This window comes from Aggregatibacter actinomycetemcomitans DSM 8324 (assembly GCF_000372365.1).
Classification (GTDB): domain Bacteria; phylum Pseudomonadota; class Gammaproteobacteria; order Enterobacterales; family Pasteurellaceae; genus Aggregatibacter; species Aggregatibacter actinomycetemcomitans.
The window spans coordinates 1-21,682 of sequence record NZ_AQUU01000004.1 but is presented as its reverse complement, the minus strand read 5'-3'; the positions used below and the strand labels follow the sequence as shown (position 1 = coordinate 21,682).

At 44.8% G+C, this 21,682-nt stretch carries 18 protein-coding genes, 3 tRNA genes and 1 rRNA gene; 9 read left to right on the top strand and 13 right to left on the bottom strand.

From position 1 onward, the window contains the following. Nucleotides 1-62 precede the first annotated feature (62 nt). Together A3CS_RS1000000112200 and A3CS_RS0102975 are read left to right on the top strand one after the other, a co-directional pair. Nucleotides 63-1,115: a hypothetical protein gene (locus A3CS_RS1000000112200; RefSeq protein ID WP_019518225.1), complete on the top strand. Its 1,053-nt coding sequence runs from the start codon at nucleotides 63-65 to the stop codon at nucleotides 1,113-1,115. 101 nt (nucleotides 1,116-1,216) lie between these two features. Then, a complete protein-coding gene (locus tag A3CS_RS0102975; protein ID WP_005547141.1) occupies nucleotides 1,217-2,365 on the top strand; it encodes an IS4 family transposase in 1,149 nt (382 codons plus the stop codon). A 191-nt stretch (nucleotides 2,366-2,556) separates the two neighbouring features. Here A3CS_RS0102975 and A3CS_RS0102970 read toward each other — a convergent pair whose 3' ends face one another. From A3CS_RS0102970 to erpA, 12 genes are all read right to left on the bottom strand, one after another. After that, the gene (locus A3CS_RS0102970) at nucleotides 2,557-3,222 is read right to left on the bottom strand and encodes an HAD family hydrolase (protein WP_005547143.1); all 666 of its coding nucleotides are present in this window, start codon (nucleotides 3,220-3,222) and stop codon (nucleotides 2,557-2,559) included. 327 nt (nucleotides 3,223-3,549) lie between these two features. After that, on the bottom strand, nucleotides 3,550-3,861 hold the full coding sequence (locus A3CS_RS0102965; RefSeq protein WP_005566566.1) for a c-type cytochrome: 312 nt from the start codon (nucleotides 3,859-3,861) through the stop codon (nucleotides 3,550-3,552). A gap of 6 nt (nucleotides 3,862-3,867) precedes the next feature. Further along, entirely contained in the window at nucleotides 3,868-4,359 is a 492-nt protein-coding gene (locus A3CS_RS0102960; protein ID WP_019518224.1) for a TlpA family protein disulfide reductase, read from the bottom strand. Continuing rightward, nucleotides 4,349-5,020, bottom strand: a complete 672-nt coding sequence (locus A3CS_RS0102955) for an ABC transporter ATP-binding protein (protein ID WP_005571834.1) — start codon at nucleotides 5,018-5,020, stop codon at nucleotides 4,349-4,351. The genes A3CS_RS0102960 and A3CS_RS0102955 overlap by 11 nt, the downstream gene beginning before the upstream one ends. Before the next feature lies 1 nt (nucleotide 5,021). Then, a complete protein-coding gene (locus A3CS_RS0102950; RefSeq protein ID WP_019518223.1) occupies nucleotides 5,022-6,161 on the bottom strand; it encodes an ABC transporter permease in 1,140 nt (379 codons plus the stop codon). Then, nucleotides 6,148-7,473, bottom strand: a complete 1,326-nt coding sequence (locus tag A3CS_RS0102945) for an ABC transporter permease (RefSeq protein WP_005547153.1) — start codon at nucleotides 7,471-7,473, stop codon at nucleotides 6,148-6,150. Before A3CS_RS0102945 ends, A3CS_RS0102950 begins: the two co-directional genes overlap by 14 nt. A 2-nt stretch (nucleotides 7,474-7,475) precedes the next feature. Further along, complete coding sequence (locus A3CS_RS0102940) at nucleotides 7,476-8,906, bottom strand: Fe-S-containing protein (RefSeq protein ID WP_005566576.1); 1,431 nt, start codon at nucleotides 8,904-8,906, stop codon at nucleotides 7,476-7,478. Nucleotides 8,907-9,044: 138 nt separating this feature from the next. Then, nucleotides 9,045-9,566 carry an iron transporter gene (locus A3CS_RS0102935; RefSeq protein WP_005538703.1) on the bottom strand — a complete coding sequence of 174 codons (522 nt, stop codon included), beginning with the start codon at nucleotides 9,564-9,566 and terminating at the stop codon, nucleotides 9,045-9,047. A gap of 43 nt (nucleotides 9,567-9,609) precedes the next feature. Beyond that, nucleotides 9,610-11,517, bottom strand: coding sequence for an FTR1 family iron permease (locus A3CS_RS0102930; protein WP_019518222.1), 1,908 nt, complete (start codon nucleotides 11,515-11,517; stop codon nucleotides 9,610-9,612). A gap of 298 nt (nucleotides 11,518-11,815) precedes the next feature. Continuing rightward, nucleotides 11,816-14,209: a penicillin-binding protein 1B gene (mrcB, locus tag A3CS_RS0102925; protein WP_005547161.1), complete on the bottom strand. Its 2,394-nt coding sequence runs from the start codon at nucleotides 14,207-14,209 to the stop codon at nucleotides 11,816-11,818. Nucleotides 14,210-14,254: 45 nt separating this feature from the next. Continuing rightward, nucleotides 14,255-14,467 (bottom strand): YacL family protein, encoded by a 213-nt coding sequence (locus tag A3CS_RS0102920; protein WP_005547163.1) that lies wholly within the window; start codon nucleotides 14,465-14,467, stop codon nucleotides 14,255-14,257. 1 nt (nucleotide 14,468) lies between these two features. Next, nucleotides 14,469-14,810, bottom strand: a complete 342-nt coding sequence (gene erpA, locus A3CS_RS0102915) for an iron-sulfur cluster insertion protein ErpA (RefSeq protein ID WP_005538694.1) — start codon at nucleotides 14,808-14,810, stop codon at nucleotides 14,469-14,471. A gap of 124 nt (nucleotides 14,811-14,934) precedes the next feature. Between erpA and map the strand changes: the two genes are divergently transcribed. Together map and glnD are read left to right on the top strand one after the other, a co-directional pair. Continuing rightward, on the top strand, nucleotides 14,935-15,744 hold the full coding sequence (map, locus tag A3CS_RS0102910; RefSeq protein WP_005585421.1) for a type I methionyl aminopeptidase: 810 nt from the start codon (nucleotides 14,935-14,937) through the stop codon (nucleotides 15,742-15,744). A gap of 65 nt (nucleotides 15,745-15,809) precedes the next feature. Then, complete coding sequence (gene glnD, locus A3CS_RS0102905; protein ID WP_005547167.1) at nucleotides 15,810-18,401, top strand: bifunctional uridylyltransferase/uridylyl-removing protein GlnD; 2,592 nt, start codon at nucleotides 15,810-15,812, stop codon at nucleotides 18,399-18,401. A gap of 82 nt (nucleotides 18,402-18,483) precedes the next feature. On the opposite strand, the gene hemL is transcribed toward glnD, so the two are convergent. Continuing rightward, complete coding sequence (gene hemL / locus A3CS_RS0102900) at nucleotides 18,484-19,767, bottom strand: glutamate-1-semialdehyde 2,1-aminomutase (RefSeq protein ID WP_019518221.1); 1,284 nt, start codon at nucleotides 19,765-19,767, stop codon at nucleotides 18,484-18,486. A gap of 128 nt (nucleotides 19,768-19,895) precedes the next feature. Here hemL and wecA point away from each other — a divergent pair, with 128 nt between their 5' ends. The 5 genes from wecA to A3CS_RS0102875 all read left to right on the top strand — a co-directional run. Then, nucleotides 19,896-20,969: a UDP-N-acetylglucosamine--undecaprenyl-phosphate N-acetylglucosaminephosphotransferase gene (gene wecA, locus A3CS_RS0102895; RefSeq protein WP_005547173.1), complete on the top strand. Its 1,074-nt coding sequence runs from the start codon at nucleotides 19,896-19,898 to the stop codon at nucleotides 20,967-20,969. A 166-nt stretch (nucleotides 20,970-21,135) separates the two neighbouring features. Continuing rightward, nucleotides 21,136-21,212, top strand: a tRNA-Arg gene (locus A3CS_RS0102890). Between the two features lie 31 nt (nucleotides 21,213-21,243). Next, nucleotides 21,244-21,319 (top strand) — tRNA-His (locus tag A3CS_RS0102885). A 2-nt stretch (nucleotides 21,320-21,321) separates the two neighbouring features. Next, nucleotides 21,322-21,398, top strand: a tRNA-Pro gene (locus A3CS_RS0102880). A 184-nt stretch (nucleotides 21,399-21,582) separates the two neighbouring features. Next, nucleotides 21,583-21,682 (top strand): 16S ribosomal RNA (locus A3CS_RS0102875); the annotation flags it as partial.

Genomic DNA, 21,682 nt, shown 5'->3' with positions numbered 1-21,682 from the left:
GAGTCTGGAAATAGAATAATATAAAAACGACTTTAGTATGGTTTTCAACCTCAATAATCACAATGGTTATTGGTGTTAGTAAAGTTGAGGACAAAAAGGATTATTTCTTATCATTGTTAAAAGAAAATATTAATGTTGGTGTATTCTTGATATTTGTTCTTGAACTTTATTCTTTTTCTTTTTTAATAGAGGTTATTATGATACCTTTTTCAACGTTTTTATTTTTATATATCAAATGCAATTCATTAAATGAAAACAATAAAAAGATAAGTTGTTTTATTTATATAATACTCAGTTTATGGATTGTGATATATTTTTTACATTCAATATATTTATCTGTTTTGTTATTTGATGCAAATTCTTTATGGGGCAACATTCTAGAGTTGTTTTTGCCATCTATCCTTTCTTTAATATGTATTCCTTTTTTGTATTTTTTATCTATATATATGGAGTATGAACGAGTATTTGCATCTTTGAAAATATATTTTAATGATAATGGTTTATTTGAGTATGCCAAAAAGTTAAGTTTAAAATATTTTAAGTTTAATGTTGATTATTTAAGACGATGGAATAGAAATATTAGAATCTACCAAATAAGAGATAAAGAAGATTTAGAAAGAAGTGTATGTAACATAAAGAAATTAAAAGGTGTAGAATCTAATCCTCCTTTTGTTCCTTCAAAGAAAGGCTGGTCTCCATATTTGGCTAGAAATTTTCTTAAAAATGACAAAATTATAATGACTGACTATCACCCTGGCTATGATAATAGATGGTGGGCGTATAGTAGGCCATTACTAATAGATCAAGAAAATTCATTTTCAGATATGATTACATATTATATATATGGAGATGAAAAAATTGTTGGTAATTTAAAATTAAAAGTTTATATTAATAATGTATCCATATCGGAATCTACAAAAGAAGTTATCTTAAAGGTATTTAGTGGTTTATTGCTTAATTCAATAAAGTGTGATTCTATTAAAATAAATAATTGGTTGAAAAAAACTCCTTTTTCGATGGAGAAAGATAATTATATTATAAGTTTTACTAAGGAGAATTTTACAAATAATAGAGGCTATACTTTGGAATTGAATATATCAATTAAATTAGAATAATATTATCCCCCCCCCCACGATGGCGAGCGTCTCCCGACCATAGCTGTTCGAAACCTGAGAAAAAGGTAAAATCACCTTATTAACAGAGAGTGAGGTGAGCGATGAAACTCAGAGAAATCTTAAGCTATATTCCGAAAGAACAGTTAAGAATGTTTACATTGGAATATCAAGTTGACCGTCAAGTGAAAAAATTAAGCGGTGAAGTGATGTTTTATTTACTGCTATTTTCATCATTAAATGTACGACATAACAGCTTAAGAACATTAGAGCAATTTTACAGTTCTCCGACCTTTACCGGATTATTTGATAAACCGATAAAGCATGCAAAATATAATTCGATTAGCGACCGATTAAGAACCATTAATGCAGATTATTTTAAAGCCATTTTCGAGTCGGTATTAAGTCGATATAGTGACAGTTATTTAAAACCGAGAGATAACATTATCGCTTTTGATTCCACAATCGTGACGCTTTCAAGTAAGTTATTAAAAACGGGAATGAAAGTGGGGAGTTATCAGGGTGTAAACGGAATCAAGTTCAGTGTGGCGTTTTCGAGCGTACCGGTAAAATCAAAACTGTTTACGCAACGGGTTTATTCCTCGGAAGATGTTGCGCTCAAAGAGCTGATTGTAGAACATCCGTTGAGCCGGGATAATATCTTATTGTTTGATATGGGAATTCAGTCAAGAAATACGTTTGATGAATTTAGCGATAAACATTTTACCTTTGTGACTCGGGTTCGTGAGATAGCGCGTTATCGGGTCATGAGTGAAAATCCGGTAGAAATCCGGGAGACGGCAAGTATGGTTATACAATCGGATTATAATGTCAGATTATTTAATAAGGAAAATAAAGAAACCCGACATATTTTTCGATTAATTATCGCGAGATTAAAAGAGAAGGATGAAGAGATTTACTTTCTGACAAACCATGCGGATTATTCGGCAACGGAAATAGCTGAGTTATATAAGAGACGTTGGGAAATCGAAGTTTTTTTCAAATTTATTAAGCAACATTTAGACTTCAGCCATTTACTTTCACGTAATGAAAATGGCATGAAAGTGGAAATGTATATGACGTTAATTACGGCGATTTTATTAATTGTTTATAAGAAAGAGAACGGTTTATCCGGTTATAAGATGGCGAAGTTAAAATTAGCCATTGAAATTGAAAGTCTTTTAATTAAAGAGATAGTTTTAATTTGTGGCGGAGACCCAAGCGGTGTTGACCGTCTTTGGGTTCCAAGTTAAGGTTTCGAACAGCTGTGGTTTCCTAACGTGTGCCTGAAATATCAACAGGTTACAAGCACACGCTGGGAAGCGTGCGCTATCAATAAATCGTATCTCGGCATAATCATCAAAAAGTGCGGTCATTTTACCAATCGTTTTTCAAGTTCAAAAAACACTTCCAAAATCCACCGCACTTTTTCTCAATAAACCGATTAATGATGCAACTGTTGAATAACGCGCAAGATTTCTTTCATGTCTTTACCGCAATAATCGGCTTCGGATTGGTCGATGAGCATGCGTTTTTCTTCGTAGGCGATGACGGGAATGCCGGCGGTTTTAGCGGCTTGAATGCCGAAAAAAGAATCTTCAATCGCTACGGCGTTTTGGGCTTGTACGCCTAATTTTTCGAGGGTGTAACGGTAAATTGTCGGACCCGGTTTGCTGCGTTTAAATTGTTCGCCGCTGACGATAAAGTCAAAGTGCTGAATGATGCCGCATTCGGTCAGGATGTTTTGAATATGGTCGAGGTGAGAAGAGGAGGCGACCGCCAATTTGATACTGTTTTGCTTGGCGAAATCGATGATTTGCTGAATGTCGGCTCGGAAAATTGAACGGTAATCCACGGTGGCAAAAAGCTGTTTGAAGAAATCAAAATAGCGCTGCCTGATTTCTTCCAAAGAGAGCGAGGAACCGCTTAATTTTTTCACGATTTCGGGGATTTCCGCCAGTCCTTTGCCTATCACTTCCGAACGTTCGAGCGGGGTTAACGTGCGGTCGTGTTCCTTAATGGCTTCAATGAATTGCGCCTGTAAGTCGTATTCTAAAAATTCGGTATCGACAATGACGCCGTCCATATCAAAGATGATCGCTTGTAGCATAGAGTTTCTTTATGACAGTTGAATTTTGAAAAACGTTACATTTTGCTGGTGCGCGTTTCCTAACGCGTGCCTGTAATATCAATAAGTTAAAAGCACGCGCTATGAAGCGTGCGCTATCAAAGGTGTTTTTTTGTGTTTTCGCGTAGGGGTGGGTCCTGTGCCCGCCCGTTGGATTCATCGAAAAATTCGGGCAGGCACAGGACCTGCCCCTGCTGTTTTGGCATAGCGCAAGCATTCACAGCTTGTTCTGATCAGGTTTAAGCATTGGATGTTTGAACCTTCATTTTGTTCTCAAAAAACATTTCCAAAACCGACCGCACTTTTCCATTATTTCTTCAACGTTTCCACATAGCCTGCCACATCTTGCATATCCTGTTCGCTGAGGGTGGATTTGGCGCGGTTGCCGGCGCCTTCGATTTTACCGCTCTTGCGGTCTTGCAGAGCGTTGATGATTTGGTCTTGGGTGAAGGTGTTGATGATTTGGGATTGTCCCATTGCCGGTTTTTCTGCCTGTTTGCCGTGGCAAAGGGCACAGGAGCGGTTATAGACTTTTTGTCCGTGCGCAATGTCGGGTTCGGCTTGGGCGGCGGTGATGGCGCAGCAAGCGAGGAGAAAGAAAGTAAAGTCGCGTTTTTTCATGGTTGGTTAGCTTTTCGTCGGGTTGAATAATTGTTGTAAATCGTTTTCGGAAAGTAACCCTTCAAATTTGCGTAATAGTTTGCCGTTCGGGTCGATGACAAATGAGGTTGGGGTGCCGATGAGTTGGTAGCGTTCGGCGGTGATTTTCATTTGATCTTTAAACACGGGCAAATTTAATTGACGTTTGGTGACGACGGCTTGGGTGTCGGCATTTTCGCCGTCGATGTTCATGGCGACCAGTTGGACGCGGTTCGGGTATTTTTCCGCCCATTGTTGCAGGGTTTGCAGTTCCACAATGCAGGCACCACAGGTTTCCGACCAGAAATTGATAAGCACGGTTTTGCCTTGCCAGTCGCTTAACGTGGCTTTGTTGCCTTGTAAATCGAAGGCGGCAATTTCCGGCGCAGGTTGTCCGAGCTGCGCGTTTTCTTCCTTGCAAGAAACGCTGAGAAAAATGACCGCACTTATGGCGAGAAAGCGAATGACGTTAGCCCACATTTTGTTCCTCGCTTAACAGTTTGCCGTGTTGTAAATAAAGAATGCGATTGGTGAGTTTGCCTAAATCGGGGTTGTGGGTCACCATTACGATCGTGCGTCCTTGTCGGTTTAACTCGGTGAGCAAATCCAGCACCAAATGTTCATTTTTCTCGTCGAGGTTGCCTGTCGGTTCGTCGGCAAAAATCACCGGCGGTTGATTGACCAATGCGCGGGCGATACACACCCGTTGCTGTTCCCCGCCGGAAAGTTGGCTAGGGCGGTGATCCATTCGATGTGCCAACCCCACCTGTTCCAGCACCGCTTTGGCGGCGGCTTCATCCACCACGCTGTGATAATGTTGCGCCAACATCACGTTTTCCAACGCGGTTAAATAGGGAATTAAATGGAATTGTTGGAACACCAAGCCGATTTTCTCCGCACGGAAGCGTTGCCTGCCCGTTTCGTCCAGTTGCGCCGCATCTACGCCGTCTAAAATCACTTTGCCTTCGCTGGCGGTGTCCAAGCCGGTGAGAATGTTCATTAAGGTGGTTTTCCCCGAGCCGGAAGCGCCCATGATGGCAACAAATTCCCCTTCGGCAATTTGAATATTAATGTCTTCAAGTGCGGTCACTTGCCCGAATCTTTTATATAAATGCTGTGTTTCAATCACGGTTTTAGCCATGTTATTCCCCTTTTAACACATTGGCGGTTTGAATGTCTAAGGCGCGGCGGGTCGGTACGATAACTGCGATAAACGCCACTAATAAGGATAATCCGATGGTGATCGGCAACACCGGCAGGCGCATGTCGATGTAGGCTTTGAAGACGGTTAAGCCGAGTACTTGCGCCAGTAAATAACCGATAATTAAGCCGCTGATGATCGCGCATACGGCGATAATTAAGGTTTCCGCGCCGATTTGTTTGATGATGTCCCGGCTTTTCGCGCCGAGGGCTTTTTGCAACGCGAATTCTTTTGCCCGTTCGCCCACGATGGCGATGAGAGTGGTGTTCACGCAGAGGGTGGCTAAAATCAGAATCACCACGGAAATCAAGCCCATCAAGCCTTTAATCTTATCCAGAATTTGCCCTTCGGAGGCGGAGACTTTGCGGATCGGATGAATATCCAAATCGGGATATTGTTGCTGAAGTTGCTGTGCGAATTGTTCCACTTGCCCCTGATCATTTTTCACGTTAAGCAGGGCATTGGTGGCAAAGTTTTCTTTTTCCAGCCAGTTTTGCGCGAAATCCAGGCTCACGATGAGCATATTGTCGGTGGCGTCGCCCGCTTCCACGATGGCTTTAATCGTAAACTGGTGTTTATCTACCGAATTCAGGCTTAAGGTCAGCTTACTGCCCACTTTCAGGTTTAAGCGTTCGGCGAGGGTTTTGCCGATCATGGCGTTGCGTTCGTCAAAGTTGACACCGATGGGCGTGCCGGTGATTTGCCAGTAGGGCGCGAGGGTTTTCATGTCTTCAAACCACACGCCCATGATGACGATTTTTTCCAAATCACTACGGGTTACACCGTATAAATAAGGGCTGGCGGCGGTAATTAAGCCTTTAGGCGCTAGGTTAATGATTTCTTGCACCTGATCCATTTTAATCAAACCACCATTGTTTGAGCCGATATAAAAGTTAGCGCCGAAGGTGCGCAGTTCCTGACTCATTTTGGTGTTGATGTCGAAATACACCGCCGCCATGGCGGTGACGATACTGGCGCCTACCGTGAGCGCGGCAAAGATGATAAACACCCGTTGCAAACGTAGCCGTAAGGCGCGTAATACCAAGCGCCGGAACATATTGATGGGTCTATTGTCTGCCATAAAGCACCTCAATAGGATAAAGACGGGCAATTCGATGTGCCGGGAACCACGCACCGATGACCGCAATCAATACGGAAATCACCAGTACGCAAGGCACCACAATCCACGCGAAACTGAGCGGTGCGCCGAACAGGGTGGCGCCGATAAAGCGTGCCAAGCCCCAGCCGGCAGCACAGCCTAAAATGCCGCCGATTAAACCGCTGATGATGGCTTCACAATAAAACAGCAGCACGATTTGCCATTGATAAGCGCCGAGGGCTTTCATTAAGCCGATTTCTTTGCTGCGTTCGATAATGGTGGTGGTCATGAGAGAGGCGATCCCCATGGCGGCGGCAATGAGCGCGGCGAGGGTCACTACGGCGAGTAATAATTGAATTTTCTCAATGACTACACCTTCGGAGGCGGCGACTTGCCAAATCGGACGAACAATGGCGCCGGAAATGGCTTCTTCCAATTGGTGAGAAATGGAGGAAACATAGGCGGTGCAATACCAGCGGTCATATTCTTCCGCCGCCAAGCCGTCCACGTTGGCGCGGGCTTTGCGCGATAAATCGTTTTCCGGTACGGTGAGGGCGGACACTTTCACCGCCTGCACTTTGCCTTCCAATCCAAGTAAATTTTGCACCGCACTTAATGGCAGAATCAGTTGTTGTTCTTCCGTGCCGCCGGTTTTCACAATGCCTTTTACGATAACCTTAAGCTGTTGTTGCGGAGACTGTTCATCTTGTTGATAGCGCAAGATTATGGCGTCGCCTATTTTCCACTGATGTTGTTTGGCAAGTTGTGCGCCGAGTAACGCAGGAACCTGTTCGCTGAAATCATCGGTGGCATCGTTCACCCATTCGCCTTCCACCTGCCAATAAGGGTTGATGATTTTTTGCCCGGTGTGGTAATCGTCTTCATCCGGCACGGCGATTTGATGATCAAAAAACGTGCCGAGAATGTCGATGTCTTGCGCCTTGCCGTTTGGTCCATCGGCTTTGACTTGCGCGCTGAGTAACGGGGCGAAGCCTACAATATTGTTACGCCAAAAAATGTCTTTAATGTTCGGCAGTTCTTTTTCGTCCAAAAAATCTTGCGTGGCGAGAGAATTATTACCGCTCACTTCATCAGGCAAAATGGCGCTGCTGGCGGGCTCCACCAGAATATTGGCGCCGTAGGATTTAAGCTCTTTCGCCATTTTGTCGCCGATGTCGATGGACACCGCAAGCAAGGCGGAAATTAATCCGGCAGCGAGGAAAATGGTCACAATGGCGAGGAGTTTGCGCTTTAAATCATAACGCCAGGATTGAAATAACATTCTTGCCAACATGATTATTTTTCCTCTTTCATTATTGAATCCGTGGTGGAATCCGCAGCGGTTTTGTTGAGATACACTTCCGGATTATCGCGGAACAGATTCAGGTTCTTTTCATCGCTGAAGAAGTAGGTTTTGCCGTCATAGCTGTATTTGTGTTCCGTTTTGGTGTTGGTGAGTTTTTTGCCGTTGACGGGATCCACGACTTCAATTTCAATCACCGTGGTGAAATAATTCAAACCTTCTTCCAAGCTTTTCTTGCTGATGATGACTTCCGTTTCTGTTTGCTTCCAATCATCAATCGGCACCGGATTGCAGCCGCCCGGTTTGCCGATGGACGGCGTAAATAAACGCACGCCGCAACCCACGCACACCACTTGGTTGCCTTCCATCACATAACCTTGGTCGCCGCATAAAATGCAGGCATCGAATACGACGGCGAGGCTGAGCTTTTCGGCAAGGCGATTGATGATAAAGAAACGCACCGCTTTGCCGTCGTCGGCAATCCAAAGGAAACGGTGTAATTTGCCGTCTTTCACCTGTTCGATGGGAATGCGCACGTTGTTTTCTGCGTCTAAGGTGATTCGTTGTGCTTCCGAAAGTTGCGGCGGCTGGGAGGCGATTTTGTCCCAATAGAGTTGCGATGCCAAAATGATTGCCACAGCCGTTAAACCGTAACCGATGATTTTGGCGGAAGTACGTTTGGCGGCAATGGCTTTGCGTTTTGCGATAGGTTGTTGTTCGATATTGACCTGACGAATGCGAGGCAAGTGTGTTTTAACGGCAAAAATAAGCACGATAAACGCCAGTACGGTGGCGTTGATGTAATTCAAATAAGCGGAAATATTGCCCGATTTCGCCACAAAACTTAACCGCACTTTGGTCAGTTCCAGCACTTGCAATTTCATTAATATGAGCAGTACGTCGCCGATGAGCGGAGTAATCAATAGCAGGGTGAAAATTGTGGTTAATAGGACGGAAAGTGCGGTTGTTTTTTCCGGTGTTTTTTGTTGTTGAAATAAAATATACAGCCAGCCGGCGACGATCAGGCAGAAAATAAAACCGAGAATGATGGCGCTGAGGTGGAGTAAAAATTCCGTGTTAATCACGTTGGTGTCGGTGATGGCGGCGATATTCGGATCTTTCGCCCATAAATACCCGGCAAGCACGGACAGCATAATATGCCAAAAGCCGTTAAGTTTTTGCCAATGAATAAATTGAAAGCAATACGCAAACAATAAAATACAGAGTGCGACAAGGGCGACGGCGAGTTTTGCACTTTGTGTCGCGGGTAAATTTAACGTAATAAGGCTGCCGATAATAAAACCGAAAAGCGAAAGCCAAATGAGTTTCTTGAAATTGGTTTGTGGGTAACGCACCCAGCTGCAACCGAGCAGCAGAGAAATCGGGAGTAGGGTTTGAATGAGAAAAACAAAGAAATAGTTCATAGCTTACTCCGAGTATTTGAATCAATAATTTTGCTTATTTTTATGGATGGGTTAATTATGCCCTCAAATAAACAAAAACACCTTGATATGCCTCAAGGTGTTTTTATTGATTTTTGTTTTTATTAACACCTGAACGGGTTATTTCAAACCGGTGAATTTAAATTCATAGTTCACGTCGAACGGTTTCCACCAACGACCGACGCCGGTTTCTTCATCGGTGTGACGGTGCATACCGGCTTTTGGCGGCGGGTCGATATGGTAAGTTAATTTATAGTTACCCACGCCCATCATTTTGATGTTTGCGCCGTAGTGCGGGCCATCGCTGGCAACCATCGGCATGAATGTTCCTTCTTGTTTTTCACCGGTATCGGCGTTCACTAAAGTATACTGAATGGTTAAATACGGCATCCATTCGCCTTCACCGAAACCGTTTTTGTTGCCTTTGGTGGCGTGAATGTCGGCTTCTAAGTGAATGTCGGATTTGGCAGCCGGCAAGCCCATGCCACGCGGTTCCATGTCAACCGGTTGCAAATACACGGCGGCGATTTCCATTTCGTTCATGGTGACAGGTTCGCCGATTGGGTATTCTTTAAAACCTAAAGCGGCAGGCGCGGTGATCATACCTGCTAAAAGTGCGGTAGCGATTAACGTTTTTTTCATACTTAGTTTCTCCTTAACTGAATAAAGTATTTGTCGTTTGAAATCAAATAGATTTTTTGCTTTGGTGCTTCATATAAATTAACGCAAAAACAGCGGCGACCAACAGCACAACCTGCGGAACCAATGTTTCTACATAAGGATAAATACCCAACCACGGGATTTCTGTCATGCCGGAAATGAGGGTCGGCTCAAATAATTTGCCTTCAATCAGCTCCAGCACGCTTTTACCGGCGAACACGAACGCCATTAAATACATAAAGGAACCGGTGAACATAAAGAACGGTTTAAGCGGCAATTTCACCACGGTGTAGCGCATAATGAAATAGCACACGGCGAGGATAATCACACCGAGGAAGAAGCCGCCGAAAAGATAGAAATAATCCACCGCACTTTTGGCGTCGCCGGCAAGGGCGTAGTAAAACAGCACGGTTTCCGCACCTTCACGATAAACCGCCAGGAAGCTGGTGAGCCATAAGCCTACTAAAGAACCTGTGGTCAACGCGGTGGACAGTTTGCCTTCTAAATATCGTTTCCAGTTTTGTGCTTCCACTTTGGATAATAACCAGTAGCTCATCATGAACAGCATTACCACGGCGATGATCATGGTGAAGCCTTCCAGCAATTCGCGGCTGGCGCCGGAATTAGAGAAAATCATCTGGAAGATGGCGGCGGTGATGACGCTACCGAGTAATGCCACATACACGGACTGGCGAATAACGGGCAGTTTGTCCTGATGGTCGTTTTTCACTAAATACGCCACGATCGCGGCAACAATCAGCAAGGCTTCCAAGCCTTCACGTACAATAATTAACAGGCTGTATAAGAACATACTCCAGGCGGTTTGTTCTCCGCCCTGTAACATGTCTACCGCTTTGCTTAAATCCTGACTTAACCCTGTGGCTTGTTCCTGTAACTTTTCTTTCTCCGCACCGGCTTTCATTAAGCTCACCAAACGGGTGAAATAGCCTTCCAGTTGCGCTTTAAAGTTGCTGTTGCGGGAACCGATTTTGTTTTCCATACCGGTGTTTTCAAAAATATCAAAATAGGTATCCTGCACCGTTAACATGGCTTTTTTCGCTTCGCCTTGCTCATACAGTTTAATGGCTTGCTGAATTCCTGCATTCACCTGCACGCTGATTTGCGCCCAGTCTTTGTCCGGCGTGGTATCGGCGACGGTTTGATTGGCAGGTTGTTCAATTTGATCGTCACGGGTGGTCGGCAAGTCCGGAAGTTGTTCTTCAATGTCTTGCAGCAAGGTCGTGATTTGATAGCCGAAATTGCTAATTTGATCAGGCACTTCGCTGAGTTTGATGAGATCGTAAAATTGTTGATTGAAGTTGGCGGAAATGGCGGCGGAACGATTTTGCCGAATAGACATTTCCATTTCGGAATTTTTGTACCCCTCATACTGCGCTTGTTGCACCAGTTTTTTCGCCGTGGCGTAATCTTGGGCTTCATAAGCGGTAATTGCTTGGGCTAATAGATCGTCAATGGTTTTAAAACTTTTTTGCCAGTGGGCGGCGATGGTTTGGTTTTCATACACGCCATGTTGACCGGAGGCGTTGAGTTGATGACCTTCTTTTAAAGAGGGAAGCACTTCCTGAAGCTCGGCTTTCAGCCCGTCGATTTTGGCTTTTACCTGATCTTGCGGCAATCCGTCACGAATCATTTTGCGAATTTCACCGAAAGTGGCTTCCATTTGATAGCTTTTTTGTGCGGAGAAGTTAATGCGAATCGGACCTTCCAGATTTTCAAACACCTCAAAATACGCCATTTGCACTTCCGTTTGAGCATCATCGGTTTTGTTCTCGGCGTAAAGTGCGGAGGTTTTATCCAGCCGATTTTCAATATCCTGCACCCATGCTTGATAGTTATCTTCCGCATGAGTAAACGCCGAGAATAAAATAAACAGACTGAAAAGAATACATTGATACCAACGGGAAAGACGCATATCCCATCTCCTTATCGTAAAACTATTCCTGCTTGATGTAATTGATAATAATTATCCTCTAATAAATTCAGAGTGCAAGGGAAAATCAACCTCCTTTTCATTGAAATGTGATCCATGTAGCATTTGTTACAAATTTGAAGTCAGAGGTTTACATTTTTGTAACATTTTGTTGCAGGGGAATTTGATGAGAGGGAGAAAAAGTGCGGTTGTTTTTAAAGGTGTTTTGTGGGGAGGATCTTGTGCCCACCCGCTCAACCCATCGATATTCGGGTAGGCATAGGAGCTCTCACTTTTCAAATTAATTTGACGGCTTTGCTTCTTCCACCGGTACCGATTTGTCTTCTTTTAGCACATCCCACACGCTTTCCGGTTTGGTTGCGGTGTTGGCGTTGGTTTGGGTTGGGGCGTTGGTGATGATGTTGGCGGTTTGGGTCAACACGGCTTGTTGGCAGAAGGATTGATTTCTGTCAGCCCAAACGGGGATGGTGCGTGAACTGGCGCAATCCCAGCCGCCGTAGGAATTGATGCCGACCCATTTGATGTCTTGCGGTTTATGCAGTTTTAACGGACGGATAGCAGAACGTTGTAAATAATCTTTATAAACCTGTAATGCGCCGCTGGCACCGGTGAGTTTGGTTTCTCCGTTGTCATCGCGCCCCAGCCAAACGGTGGTGACGTTTTCGCCATCGATCCCCACGAACCAGGTATCACGCGCATTATTTGTAGTGCCGGTTTTGCCCGCCAAATGTAAGTGGGCGAAGTCTTTTTGTAGGCTACGTGCCGTGCCGCGATCTACCACTTGCTGCAGAGCAAATAAGGTTTGGAAAGCGGCTTCTTGCGGCACCACTTGCTGTGGTGCGAATTCTCGCTCATAAATCACATTGCCTTGTCTATCCACCACACTGTTGATGGTGTTCAATGGTACGCTGGCACCTTCGTTGGCAATGGTTTGATAGAGTTTAGTCACACCATAAGGCGAAATGGAATAAGAACCGAGCAGGGTTGACGGCACTTTCGGAATGGCGACTTTATCCCAGCCCATGGCTTGTTGCACAGAAATCACCTTCGTCAAACCGAGCTTCATGCCGATGTTCACCGTCGGGATATTCAAGGAGCGTACCAGGGCGTCCATCAACATCACCGAACCGCTGTATTTGCGATCGTAATTGCGCGGTTGCCACGGTGGACTGCCTTTGATGTTAATGGTAATCGGTTGATTGTTGATCGGCGTATTCAGGCGGAACTGATCCGGGTACATAAGTGCGGTCAAATAAATGGATGGTTTTACTAAAGAACCGATTTGCCGCTTCGCCGTCAAAGCGCGGTTGAAGCCGGCAAATTGAGTTTGTAAGCCGCCCACGATGGCGCGCACTTCGCCGGTTTGATAATCGGCAACCACCATGGCGGATTCCAAGTGCGGATTTTTATGTTTCGTCTGTAAATCGGATACGGCGTTAATCACCGCCTGTTCGGCGTAATTCTGTTGTTTCACGTCTAAGGTGGAGAAAATCCGTGCGCCCAATAAATTCGCGGCTTTGCCTTCGCCGAGGTGATGGCGTAATTCCGTTTGCAGGGTTTGAATAAATGCCGGATATTTACGGCTGATTTTCCCTTTTTCCTGTACGCCGAGTGGGCGTTGGCTCAATAATTGATAAAGTTCTTCACCGATAACTTTGTGTTCCAGCATCAAATGCAACACCACGTTTCGACGTTCGAGCGCGTTTTTCGGGTTGCGCCATGGATTATACAGCGACGGACCTTTTACCATGCCCACCAACAACGCAATTTGATCCAGGCTGATTTCCCGCACGGAACGCCCGAAATAAAACTGACTGGCTAATTCAAAACCATGGATTTGGTTGTCGCCGTTTTGTCCGAGGTAAATTTCGTTTAAGTAGGTTTCCAGAATGCGGTTTTTGTCGTAACGCCAGTCCAGAATCAACGCCATTAAGGCTTCGTTAATTTTGCGGCTGAGGGTACGTTCGTTACTTAGGAACAGATTTTTGACCAGTTGTTGGGTGAGGGTGCTGCCGCCTTGCACCGTTTGCCCCGCCTGAATATTGGTGATCATGGCGCGTAAAATGCCGAGCGGGCTGATGCCGTCATGTTCAAAGAAACGGCGATCTTCGGTAAGTAATAAGGCGTCGATGAGTAGGCGAGGATACTGTTGCAAGGAAATGGCAAGGCGTTCTTCTTTGTCTGATTGTAAAATGGCGATGAGTTTCGGCGCCATGCGGAATTCGTCGATGGTTTTAACGTTAATCAGATCTTCAATCATCGCCAATTTTTCCTGTTGGAAACGCAGGCGGAAAACCCGTTGCGCTTCCGGTGTACCGGGAAACGGGAAGCCGCGACGCAGTAACACGATGGTATTGTCTTCAATTTTGAAATCGCCCGGCGCGGCAATCATGGTGGTTTGGCGATATTCGTTATCCAGTAAAATTTGTTTGATTTGCTCAAAACTCGGTTCTTCGCTGACCCGAATGTTTTCAATGCGACTATACACTTCCGCCGGCAAACGCCAAATTTGCCCGTCCATTTTGCTGCGGATTTGCCAATCCAGATAGGCAGAATAGCAAAACAGCATGCACAAGGCGGTAAATGCCGTTTTTAACATCAGGATTTTCCAAGATCTTTTCGGCTTTGTCGGTTGCTGTTCGGTGGAGGAGTTGTGATCTTGTGTCTTTGCCATGTGCGTTACCGTTCGGGCTGAGTTGTAATTAAGGGCGGATGAAAGCTAAGTAAGGGTGCAGAAAACGGGCGAAATTTTCAATGCTGCAAAAGGCAATGATTGTGGCGTTACAATAAAACCTATCTCTTCTAATTCCGTTTGTGATCTTAACTGTGGATCCGACCGCACTTCGATGTTAAACCGATTAGCGAAAACGCTATATTCCATGGAACGCTTGGTGATGATATTGCCTTGATAGGCGGTGAATTGAAAATCCATGTCAGATACTGAAGGAAGAACCGCAACCGCAAGTGGAGGTGGCGTTTGGGTTGTTTACGACAAAACGTGAACCTTCCAAACCTTCGGTGTAATCAACGGTGCCGCCGATTAAATATTGTAAGCTCATTGGATCAATGACTAATTGTACGCCCGAATTTTCCACGGTGAGGTCACCGTCGTTGACTTTTTCGTCGAAGGTGAAACCGTATTGGAACCCGCTGCAACCGCCACCGGTGATGTATACGCGCAATTTAAGTGCCGGATTTTCTTCTTCGGTAATTAAGGTCTTAACTTTTTGCGCAGCTGCGTCGGTAAAAGTTAACGGAACTGATATCTCTGTCATTGTAATTCCCCACGATTTAGTCGAGGCTGTATTATCCATTAACCCACTATTCCATTCAAGAATTTATCAAGGATTTTTCAATAGGTAAGTGCTATAATTCTACGTACGAATTTTTAACAGGGAGATGAATATAATGATTCCATTAAGAACGGAAGCTGAAATTGTTAAATTGCGGAAAGCATGTAAATTGGCATCTGATATTTTGGTGATGATTGAGCCTTATGTTAAAGAAGGCGTAACAACCGGTGAATTGGATCGTATCTGCCATGATTATATGGTGAATGAACAAAAAGCGATTCCGGCATGCTTGAATTATCATGGTTTTCCAAAATCCATTTGTACCTCTATTAATGAGGTGGTTTGTCATGGTATTCCGAATGATGATAAACGATTGAAATACGGCGATATTATAAATATTGACGTCACGGTCATCAAAGATGGTTATTACGGCGATAACTCTAAAATGTATATTGTGGGTGAAACCAATTTACGTAGTAAAAAATTGGTGGAAGCGGCACAAGAAGCGCTTTACGTGGGCTTGCGTACGGTAAAACCGGGGATTCGTCTCAATGAAATCGGTCGCGCGGTGCAAAAATATACGGAATCGCAAACCTTCAGTGTGGTACGCGAATATTGCGGGCATGGCGTGGGCACGGAATTCCACTGCGAACCGCAAGTGTTACATTATTACGCGGACGACGGCGGCGTGATTTTAAAACCGGGCATGGTGTTTACCATCGAGCCGATGATTAACGCCGGTAAAAAAGAAGTGCGTTTAATGGGCGACGGTTGGACGGTGAAAACCAAAGATCGTAGCCATTCCGCCCAATTCGAGCATCAACTGGTGGTCACCGAAAATGGTTGTGAAGTCATGACCATTCGTGATGAAGAAATTGCCGAAGGGCGTATTCAGCGTTTTATGGTGAATGTTTAATTGACTGAAATCCGTTGTGTTTTTCATGGCGGATTTTTTCTATTTCTGCTTTTTTATCACGACCTATGCTTTTTCCTTACGATACGCAAACCGACATCAGCCCAAGTGCGGTCAAAATTCAAAAAGAAAATTTAAAGCAGTTTGAACTGGCGAATTTCGATGACATAGCCGTGGATCAATTCATCGCCAACCGCACCGCGTTTTACGATCAATTACTCGCCCGTTTGTGGCGACATTTTCAATTCGCCGACGATTCTACGTTGAGCCTTATTGCGGTGGGCGGCTACGGGCGGGAGGAAATGTTTCCCCTTTCCGATTTGGATATTTTAATTTTAACCGAACAACCCGCGACACCTGCGCTACAGGAAAATCTGGGGCAATTTGTGCAGTTTTTATGGGATTGCGGTTTTAATGTGGGACACAGTATTCGTACTCTTGAAGAATGTAAAACGGAGGGGCTGGCGGACATTACCATCGCCACCAATTTGCTGGAAGTGCGCTATTTATGCGGCAACCGTAATGTGTTTAAAGCGCTGGTGAATTTGGTGCAACAATCGGATTTTTGGTCGAAAACGGATTTCTGTCAGGCAAAAATTCAGGAGAAAATCGAACGTTATCAACGTTATAACAACACCTCATACAATCTTGAGCCGGACATCAAATACAGTCCGGGCGGGTTGCGCGATTTGCATTTGTTGTATTGGATCGCGTTGCGCCATAACGGGGCTAAAAATTTACAGGAAATTTTACAGGCGGGGTTTATTCATCCGGCAGAACACGCCTTGTTACTAAAAAGCCAGCAATTTCTGTTTAAAGTGCGGTACGCTTTGCACTTAATTTTAAAGCGTTATGACAACCGCCTGTTGTTTGATCGCCAACTGAAAGTCAGCGAATTGTTGGGTTTCCAGGGGGAAGGCAATCAAGGCGTGGAAGCCATGATGAAGCGCTTTTTTCAGGCGTTGCATTCCATTTCGTTACTAAGCGAATTGTTGGTAAAACATTATCAGGAACATTTTTTAACCCGTCATGCAGTGGTGAGCGAGCAAATACTCGATGACAATTTCAGCCTGATCAATCAATCCATTTGCTTACGTAATCATCAATGCTTTGAGCAGCAGCCGGAAAGCATTCTTGACCTTTTTTATCATTTAACCCAATATCCGCAGGCGGAAATTCATTCCTTTGTCTTGCGCGAGCTTTATTTGGCGCTGGAGCAACGGCAGGGCTATTTGTGTGATTTGCCAGCGGCGCGGGAAAAATTCGTGCGCCTGTTTAATCAGCCGAATGCGATTAAACGTGCTTTTTTTCCTATGCACCAATACGGCGTGCTTACCGCCTATTTACCGCAATGGGGCAACGTCGTCGGTTTAATGCAGTTTGATTTATTTCATTGTTACACCGTGGACGAGCATATTCTGCGCGTGATGTTAAAACTGGAAAGTTTTTTAGAGGGCGCTTCGGCACAAAGCCATCCCATTTGCCATCAAATATTCAGCCGAATTTCCGACCGCACTTTGTTGTATATTGCCGCTTTATTTCACGACATCGCCAAAGGGCGCGGCGGTTCTCATGAATTATTGGGTGCGGTGGATGTGCGCGAATTTGCCGTTCGGCACGGTTTTGATCAACGGGAAACGGAAACCATGGTGTGGCTGGTGGAGCAGCATTTGCTTATGTCGGTCACGGCGCAACGGCGGGATATTCATGATCCGGAAATTGTACTGAATTTCGCCGAACTGGTGCGTAATCAGGTGCGTTTGGATTATTTAACCTGCCTGACCGTCGCCGATATTGTGGCGACCAATGAAACTTTGTGGAATAGCTGGAAGCGTTCTTTGCTGGCGACTTTGTACGATTACGCCACCCAACAATTCGCCCAAGGGCTGGAAAGTATCTTGGATAATCAAGCGAAAGCGAAAGGACACCGCCGATTAGCACTGCAGGAAATACGTGAAAAAACCACCGCACTTTCCGACAAACACATCGAAAAATTGTGGCAGCGTTTTCCGATAGATTATTTCTTGCGCAATTCGCCACAACAAATTGGTTGGCATACCCGTTTGCTTGCCGAATTTGAAGGGGAATTGTTGGTGAAAGTCAGTAACCGGTTTTCTGCCGGCGGCACGGAAATTTTCATTTATACCAAAGACCGACCGAACCTGTTTCACAAAGTGGTAAGTACTATCGGCGCGAAAAAACTCAGTATCCATGATGCGCAAATTATCACCGCCAAAGACGGCTATGTGTTGGACAGTTTTATTGTGACGGAATTAGACGGTTCCGTGCTGCCTTTTGATCGCCGCCGAATGTTGGAAGATGCGCTCACGGAAAGTTTAACTTCCGATGCGGTTAACAAACAGCGTCTGCGTGAAAATCATCAATTGGCACATTTTCATGTCAAAACCGAAGTGCGTTTTTTGAATCTCGAAAAAACCGATCAAACGGAAATGGAACTGTTCGCCTTAGATCAGGCGGGCTTGCTGGCAGATGTCAGCGCGGTATTCTGCGAACTGGAACTAAATTTGCTTAACGCCAAAATCACCACAATTGGTGAAAAAGCAGAAGACTTTTTTATTCTGACGAATAAGGTGGACAAAGCATTAAACGAAGAAGAAAGGGCGAGGTTATTGAATCGTTTATTGCAGATTTTGAGTTAGTGGTTAGTGGTTTTACACAACAAAAAGTGCGGTGGATTTGAAAAACGTTTTTAAAACACACCGTACTTTTTGTGATTTCAGATTAAGCCAATTCGACAAAGGCAATATCTGCCGCCGCTAAAGTGCGGTCAATATCCTCATCGGAATGGGCGAGGGACATAAAGCCCGCTTCAAATGCCGATGGTGCCAGGTAAACGCCGAGATCCAACATTTTGTGGAAGAAGCGTTTAAATTTTTCCGTGTCGCACGCCATCACGTCCTGATAACAGGTAACAGCTTTTTTCTCGGTAAAGAAGATGCCAAACATCCCGCCGACATAATTGACCGCAAACGGCACTTGATGTTTGGCCGCCAGTTGTTGTAAGCCTTGCGCCAGTTTTTTCGTTTGTCGGGCGAGTTTTTGTTCGTTGCCGGCGCGTTTTAATTCCGTTAAACAAGCGATACCCGCCGCCATGGCAATGGGGTTGCCGGATAAGGTACCCGCCTGATAAACAGGACCGGTTGGCGCAATGTGTTGCATGATCTCTTTTTTACCGCCGAACGCCCCCACCGGCATACCGCCGCCGATGACTTTGCCCAAACAGGTTAAATCCGGCGCGACATTATAGTAGCTTTGTGCACCATCAAGCGCCACGCGGAAGCCGGTCATCACTTCGTCAATAATAAAAACCGCGCCGTATTGATCGCAGAGTTTGCGCAAACCTTGCAGAAAATCATTTTTCGGTGGCACGCAGTTCATATTACCGGCAACCGGTTCGACGATCACGCAGGCGATGTCATCAGGGTATTGTTCAAATGCTTGTTGGACGGAATCAAGATCGTTATAGGTGCAGGTGAGGGTGTGTTTGGCGAAATCCGCCGGCACGCCCGGTGAGTTGGGTTGCCCCAGCGTTAATGCGCCGGAACCGGCTTTTACCAGCAGTGAATCTGCATGACCGTGATAGCAACCTTCAAATTTAATGATTTTGTCGCGCTTGGTGTAGCCGCGCGCCAAACGAATGGCGGACATGGTGGCTTCGGTGCCGGAGCTGACCATTCTGACCATTTCAATAGACGGAACCAGGCTGCACACCAATTCGGCAAGCTCGATTTCCAACGGCGTCGGTGCACCGAAACTGAGCCCGTTTTGTGCAGTTTTGATGACGGCGTTTAAGATGGACGGGTGGTTGTGTCCTAAAATCATCGGCCCCCATGAACCGACGTAATCGATATATTGTTTGCCTTCCGCATCGTAAATGTATGCGCCTTCAGCCTTCTCAATAAAGACCGGTGTTCCGCCGACGCTGTTAAAGGCGCGAACGGGAGAGTTCACCCCGCCGGGAATTACTTGTTGGGCGCGGGAAAAAAGTGCGGTTGAATTTATCATCGTTTTTTATCCTTACGTTCAAAAAATGTGTGACATTGTACTGAAAAAATAGGAGGTTAGTAAAAATATTTATGTAGCCTTTTGCCTTTGTGATATGCTTTGCGCACTTTATTTTTACGGGAAGACCTATGTTACTGACGTTAATTTTTACATTTTGGGGAGCATTTTTAACTTTACTCGTGATGCGTCCCGCTGCAATTCGATTCGGCTTGGTGGATAAACCTAACTACCGTAAACGCCATCAGGGCGCGGTTCCGTTAATCGGTGGAATTTCATTGTTTATGGGTAACCTTTGTTTTTACCTGATGCAATGGGATCAAACCCGTTTACCTTACCTTTATTTATTCAGTATTTTGGTGTTGTTATTAATGGGGATCATTGATGACCGCTATGACATTAGTCCTTTTCTGCGCGCCGGTATTCAGGCATTTTTAGCCATTCTGATGATTGATATGGGGAATGTTTACCTCGATCATCTGGGGCAAATTCTTGGTCCGTTTCAGTTAACGTTAGGATCTATCGGTTTAATTATTACTGTGTTGGCGACCATTGGGATCATTAACGCATTTAATATGATTGACGGAATTGACGGTTTGCTCGGCGGCTTGTCTTGTGTCTCTTTTGCGGCGATTGGTATTTTGATGTACCGCGACGGACAAATGGATTTGGCGTATTGGAGTTTTGGTTTAATCATTGCGATTCTTCCTTATTTATTGATGAATCTGGGGATTCCGCTGGGACCAAAATTTAAAGTATTTATGGGGGATGCGGGCAGTACGTTAATCGGCTTTACGATTATTTGGATTCTTTTACTAAGCACACAAGGCAAAGGGCATCCGATGAATCCGGTGACCGCCCTTTGGGTGATTGCGATTCCGTTGGTAGATATGGTGGCAATTATTTATCGTCGTTTACGCAAAGGCAAAAGCCCGTTCCGTCCGGATCGATTGCACGTACATCATTTAATGGTGCGCGCCGGTTTAACTTCCCGCCAGGCGTTTTTATTAATTACCTTTGTGGCGGCGTTATGTGCCGGGTTCGGTATTTTGGGTGAGATCTACTATATTAATGAATGGGTGATGTTTATTGCTTTCATTATTCTGTTCTTCTTATATTCTTACTCTATTACACGGGCGTGGAAAATTACCCGCTGGATACGTCGCATGAAGCGCCGTGCTGCAAGACGTTCTAAAATTAAATAGAAATTAATATTTTCATTAAAAAGTTAAAATTAAATAAAAAATAATCAGAAAATTTATAAATTATATTCACTTTGAATAAAAAAATAGCTGCTAATAAAAATTTATAAAAAAAGACTAGACAAGCACTTTTGAAACTTTTAATATACGCCCCGCAACAACGCTTCCAGCGCTCGTAGCTCAGTTGGATAGAGCGTTGGCCTCCGGAGCCAAAGGTCGCAGGTTCAAATCCTGTCGAGCGCGCCAAAGGTCATGCAAATTCAGCTAATTCAATATGGTGGCTATAGCTCAGTTGGTAGAGCCCCGGATTGTGATTCCGGTTGTCGTGGGTTCAAGTCCCATTAGCCACCCCAATCGGCGAGTAGCGCAGCTTGGTAGCGCAACTGGTTTGGGACCAGTGGGTCGTAGGTTCAAATCCTATCTCGCCGACCAATTCTAATTCTGGGTTTTCTCAGAGTTTTTTGTTCTTTAACAATCAATCATACAAACTGTGTGGGCACTTATAGATTCGTTTTAGATAATTTTAAGATTGAACTTAATAGGTGCCGGAAGATTCGTTTATTTATATTATTTATAATAGATTAATTAAGTCAGCTATTGAGGGATTAAGCTTTTTGAATTGAAGAGTTTGATCATGGCTCAGATTGAACGCTGGCGGCAGGCTTAACACATGCAAGTCGGACGGTAGCAGGTAAGTACTTGTACTTATGCTGACG

Excerpts from the sequence above, each read along its gene's own strand:
- A3CS_RS1000000112200 (WP_019518225.1), top strand. The coding sequence starts at position 63 with ATGGTTATTGGTGTTAGTAAAGTTGAGGACAAAAAGGATTATTTCTTA.
- A3CS_RS0102975 (WP_005547141.1), top strand. The coding sequence starts at position 1,217 with ATGAAACTCAGAGAAATCTTAAGCTATATTCCGAAAGAACAGTTAAGA.
- A3CS_RS0102970 (WP_005547143.1), bottom strand. The coding sequence starts at position 3,222 with ATGCTACAAGCGATCATCTTTGATATGGACGGCGTCATTGTCGATACC.
- A3CS_RS0102965 (WP_005566566.1), bottom strand. The coding sequence starts at position 3,861 with ATGAAAAAACGCGACTTTACTTTCTTTCTCCTCGCTTGCTGCGCCATC.
- A3CS_RS0102960 (WP_019518224.1), bottom strand. The coding sequence starts at position 4,359 with ATGTGGGCTAACGTCATTCGCTTTCTCGCCATAAGTGCGGTCATTTTT.
- A3CS_RS0102955 (WP_005571834.1), bottom strand. The coding sequence starts at position 5,020 with ATGGCTAAAACCGTGATTGAAACACAGCATTTATATAAAAGATTCGGG.
- A3CS_RS0102950 (WP_019518223.1), bottom strand. The coding sequence starts at position 6,161 with ATGGCAGACAATAGACCCATCAATATGTTCCGGCGCTTGGTATTACGC.
- A3CS_RS0102945 (WP_005547153.1), bottom strand. The coding sequence starts at position 7,473 with ATGTTGGCAAGAATGTTATTTCAATCCTGGCGTTATGATTTAAAGCGC.
- A3CS_RS0102940 (WP_005566576.1), bottom strand. The coding sequence starts at position 8,906 with ATGAACTATTTCTTTGTTTTTCTCATTCAAACCCTACTCCCGATTTCT.
- A3CS_RS0102935 (WP_005538703.1), bottom strand. The coding sequence starts at position 9,566 with ATGAAAAAAACGTTAATCGCTACCGCACTTTTAGCAGGTATGATCACC.
- A3CS_RS0102930 (WP_019518222.1), bottom strand. The coding sequence starts at position 11,517 with ATGCGTCTTTCCCGTTGGTATCAATGTATTCTTTTCAGTCTGTTTATT.
- mrcB (WP_005547161.1), bottom strand. The coding sequence starts at position 14,209 with ATGGCAAAGACACAAGATCACAACTCCTCCACCGAACAGCAACCGACA.
- A3CS_RS0102920 (WP_005547163.1), bottom strand. The coding sequence starts at position 14,467 with ATGGATTTTCAATTCACCGCCTATCAAGGCAATATCATCACCAAGCGT.
- erpA (WP_005538694.1), bottom strand. The coding sequence starts at position 14,810 with ATGACAGAGATATCAGTTCCGTTAACTTTTACCGACGCAGCTGCGCAA.
- map (WP_005585421.1), top strand. The coding sequence starts at position 14,935 with ATGAATATAATGATTCCATTAAGAACGGAAGCTGAAATTGTTAAATTG.
- glnD (WP_005547167.1), top strand. The coding sequence starts at position 15,810 with ATGCTTTTTCCTTACGATACGCAAACCGACATCAGCCCAAGTGCGGTC.
- hemL (WP_019518221.1), bottom strand. The coding sequence starts at position 19,767 with ATGATAAATTCAACCGCACTTTTTTCCCGCGCCCAACAAGTAATTCCC.
- wecA (WP_005547173.1), top strand. The coding sequence starts at position 19,896 with ATGTTACTGACGTTAATTTTTACATTTTGGGGAGCATTTTTAACTTTA.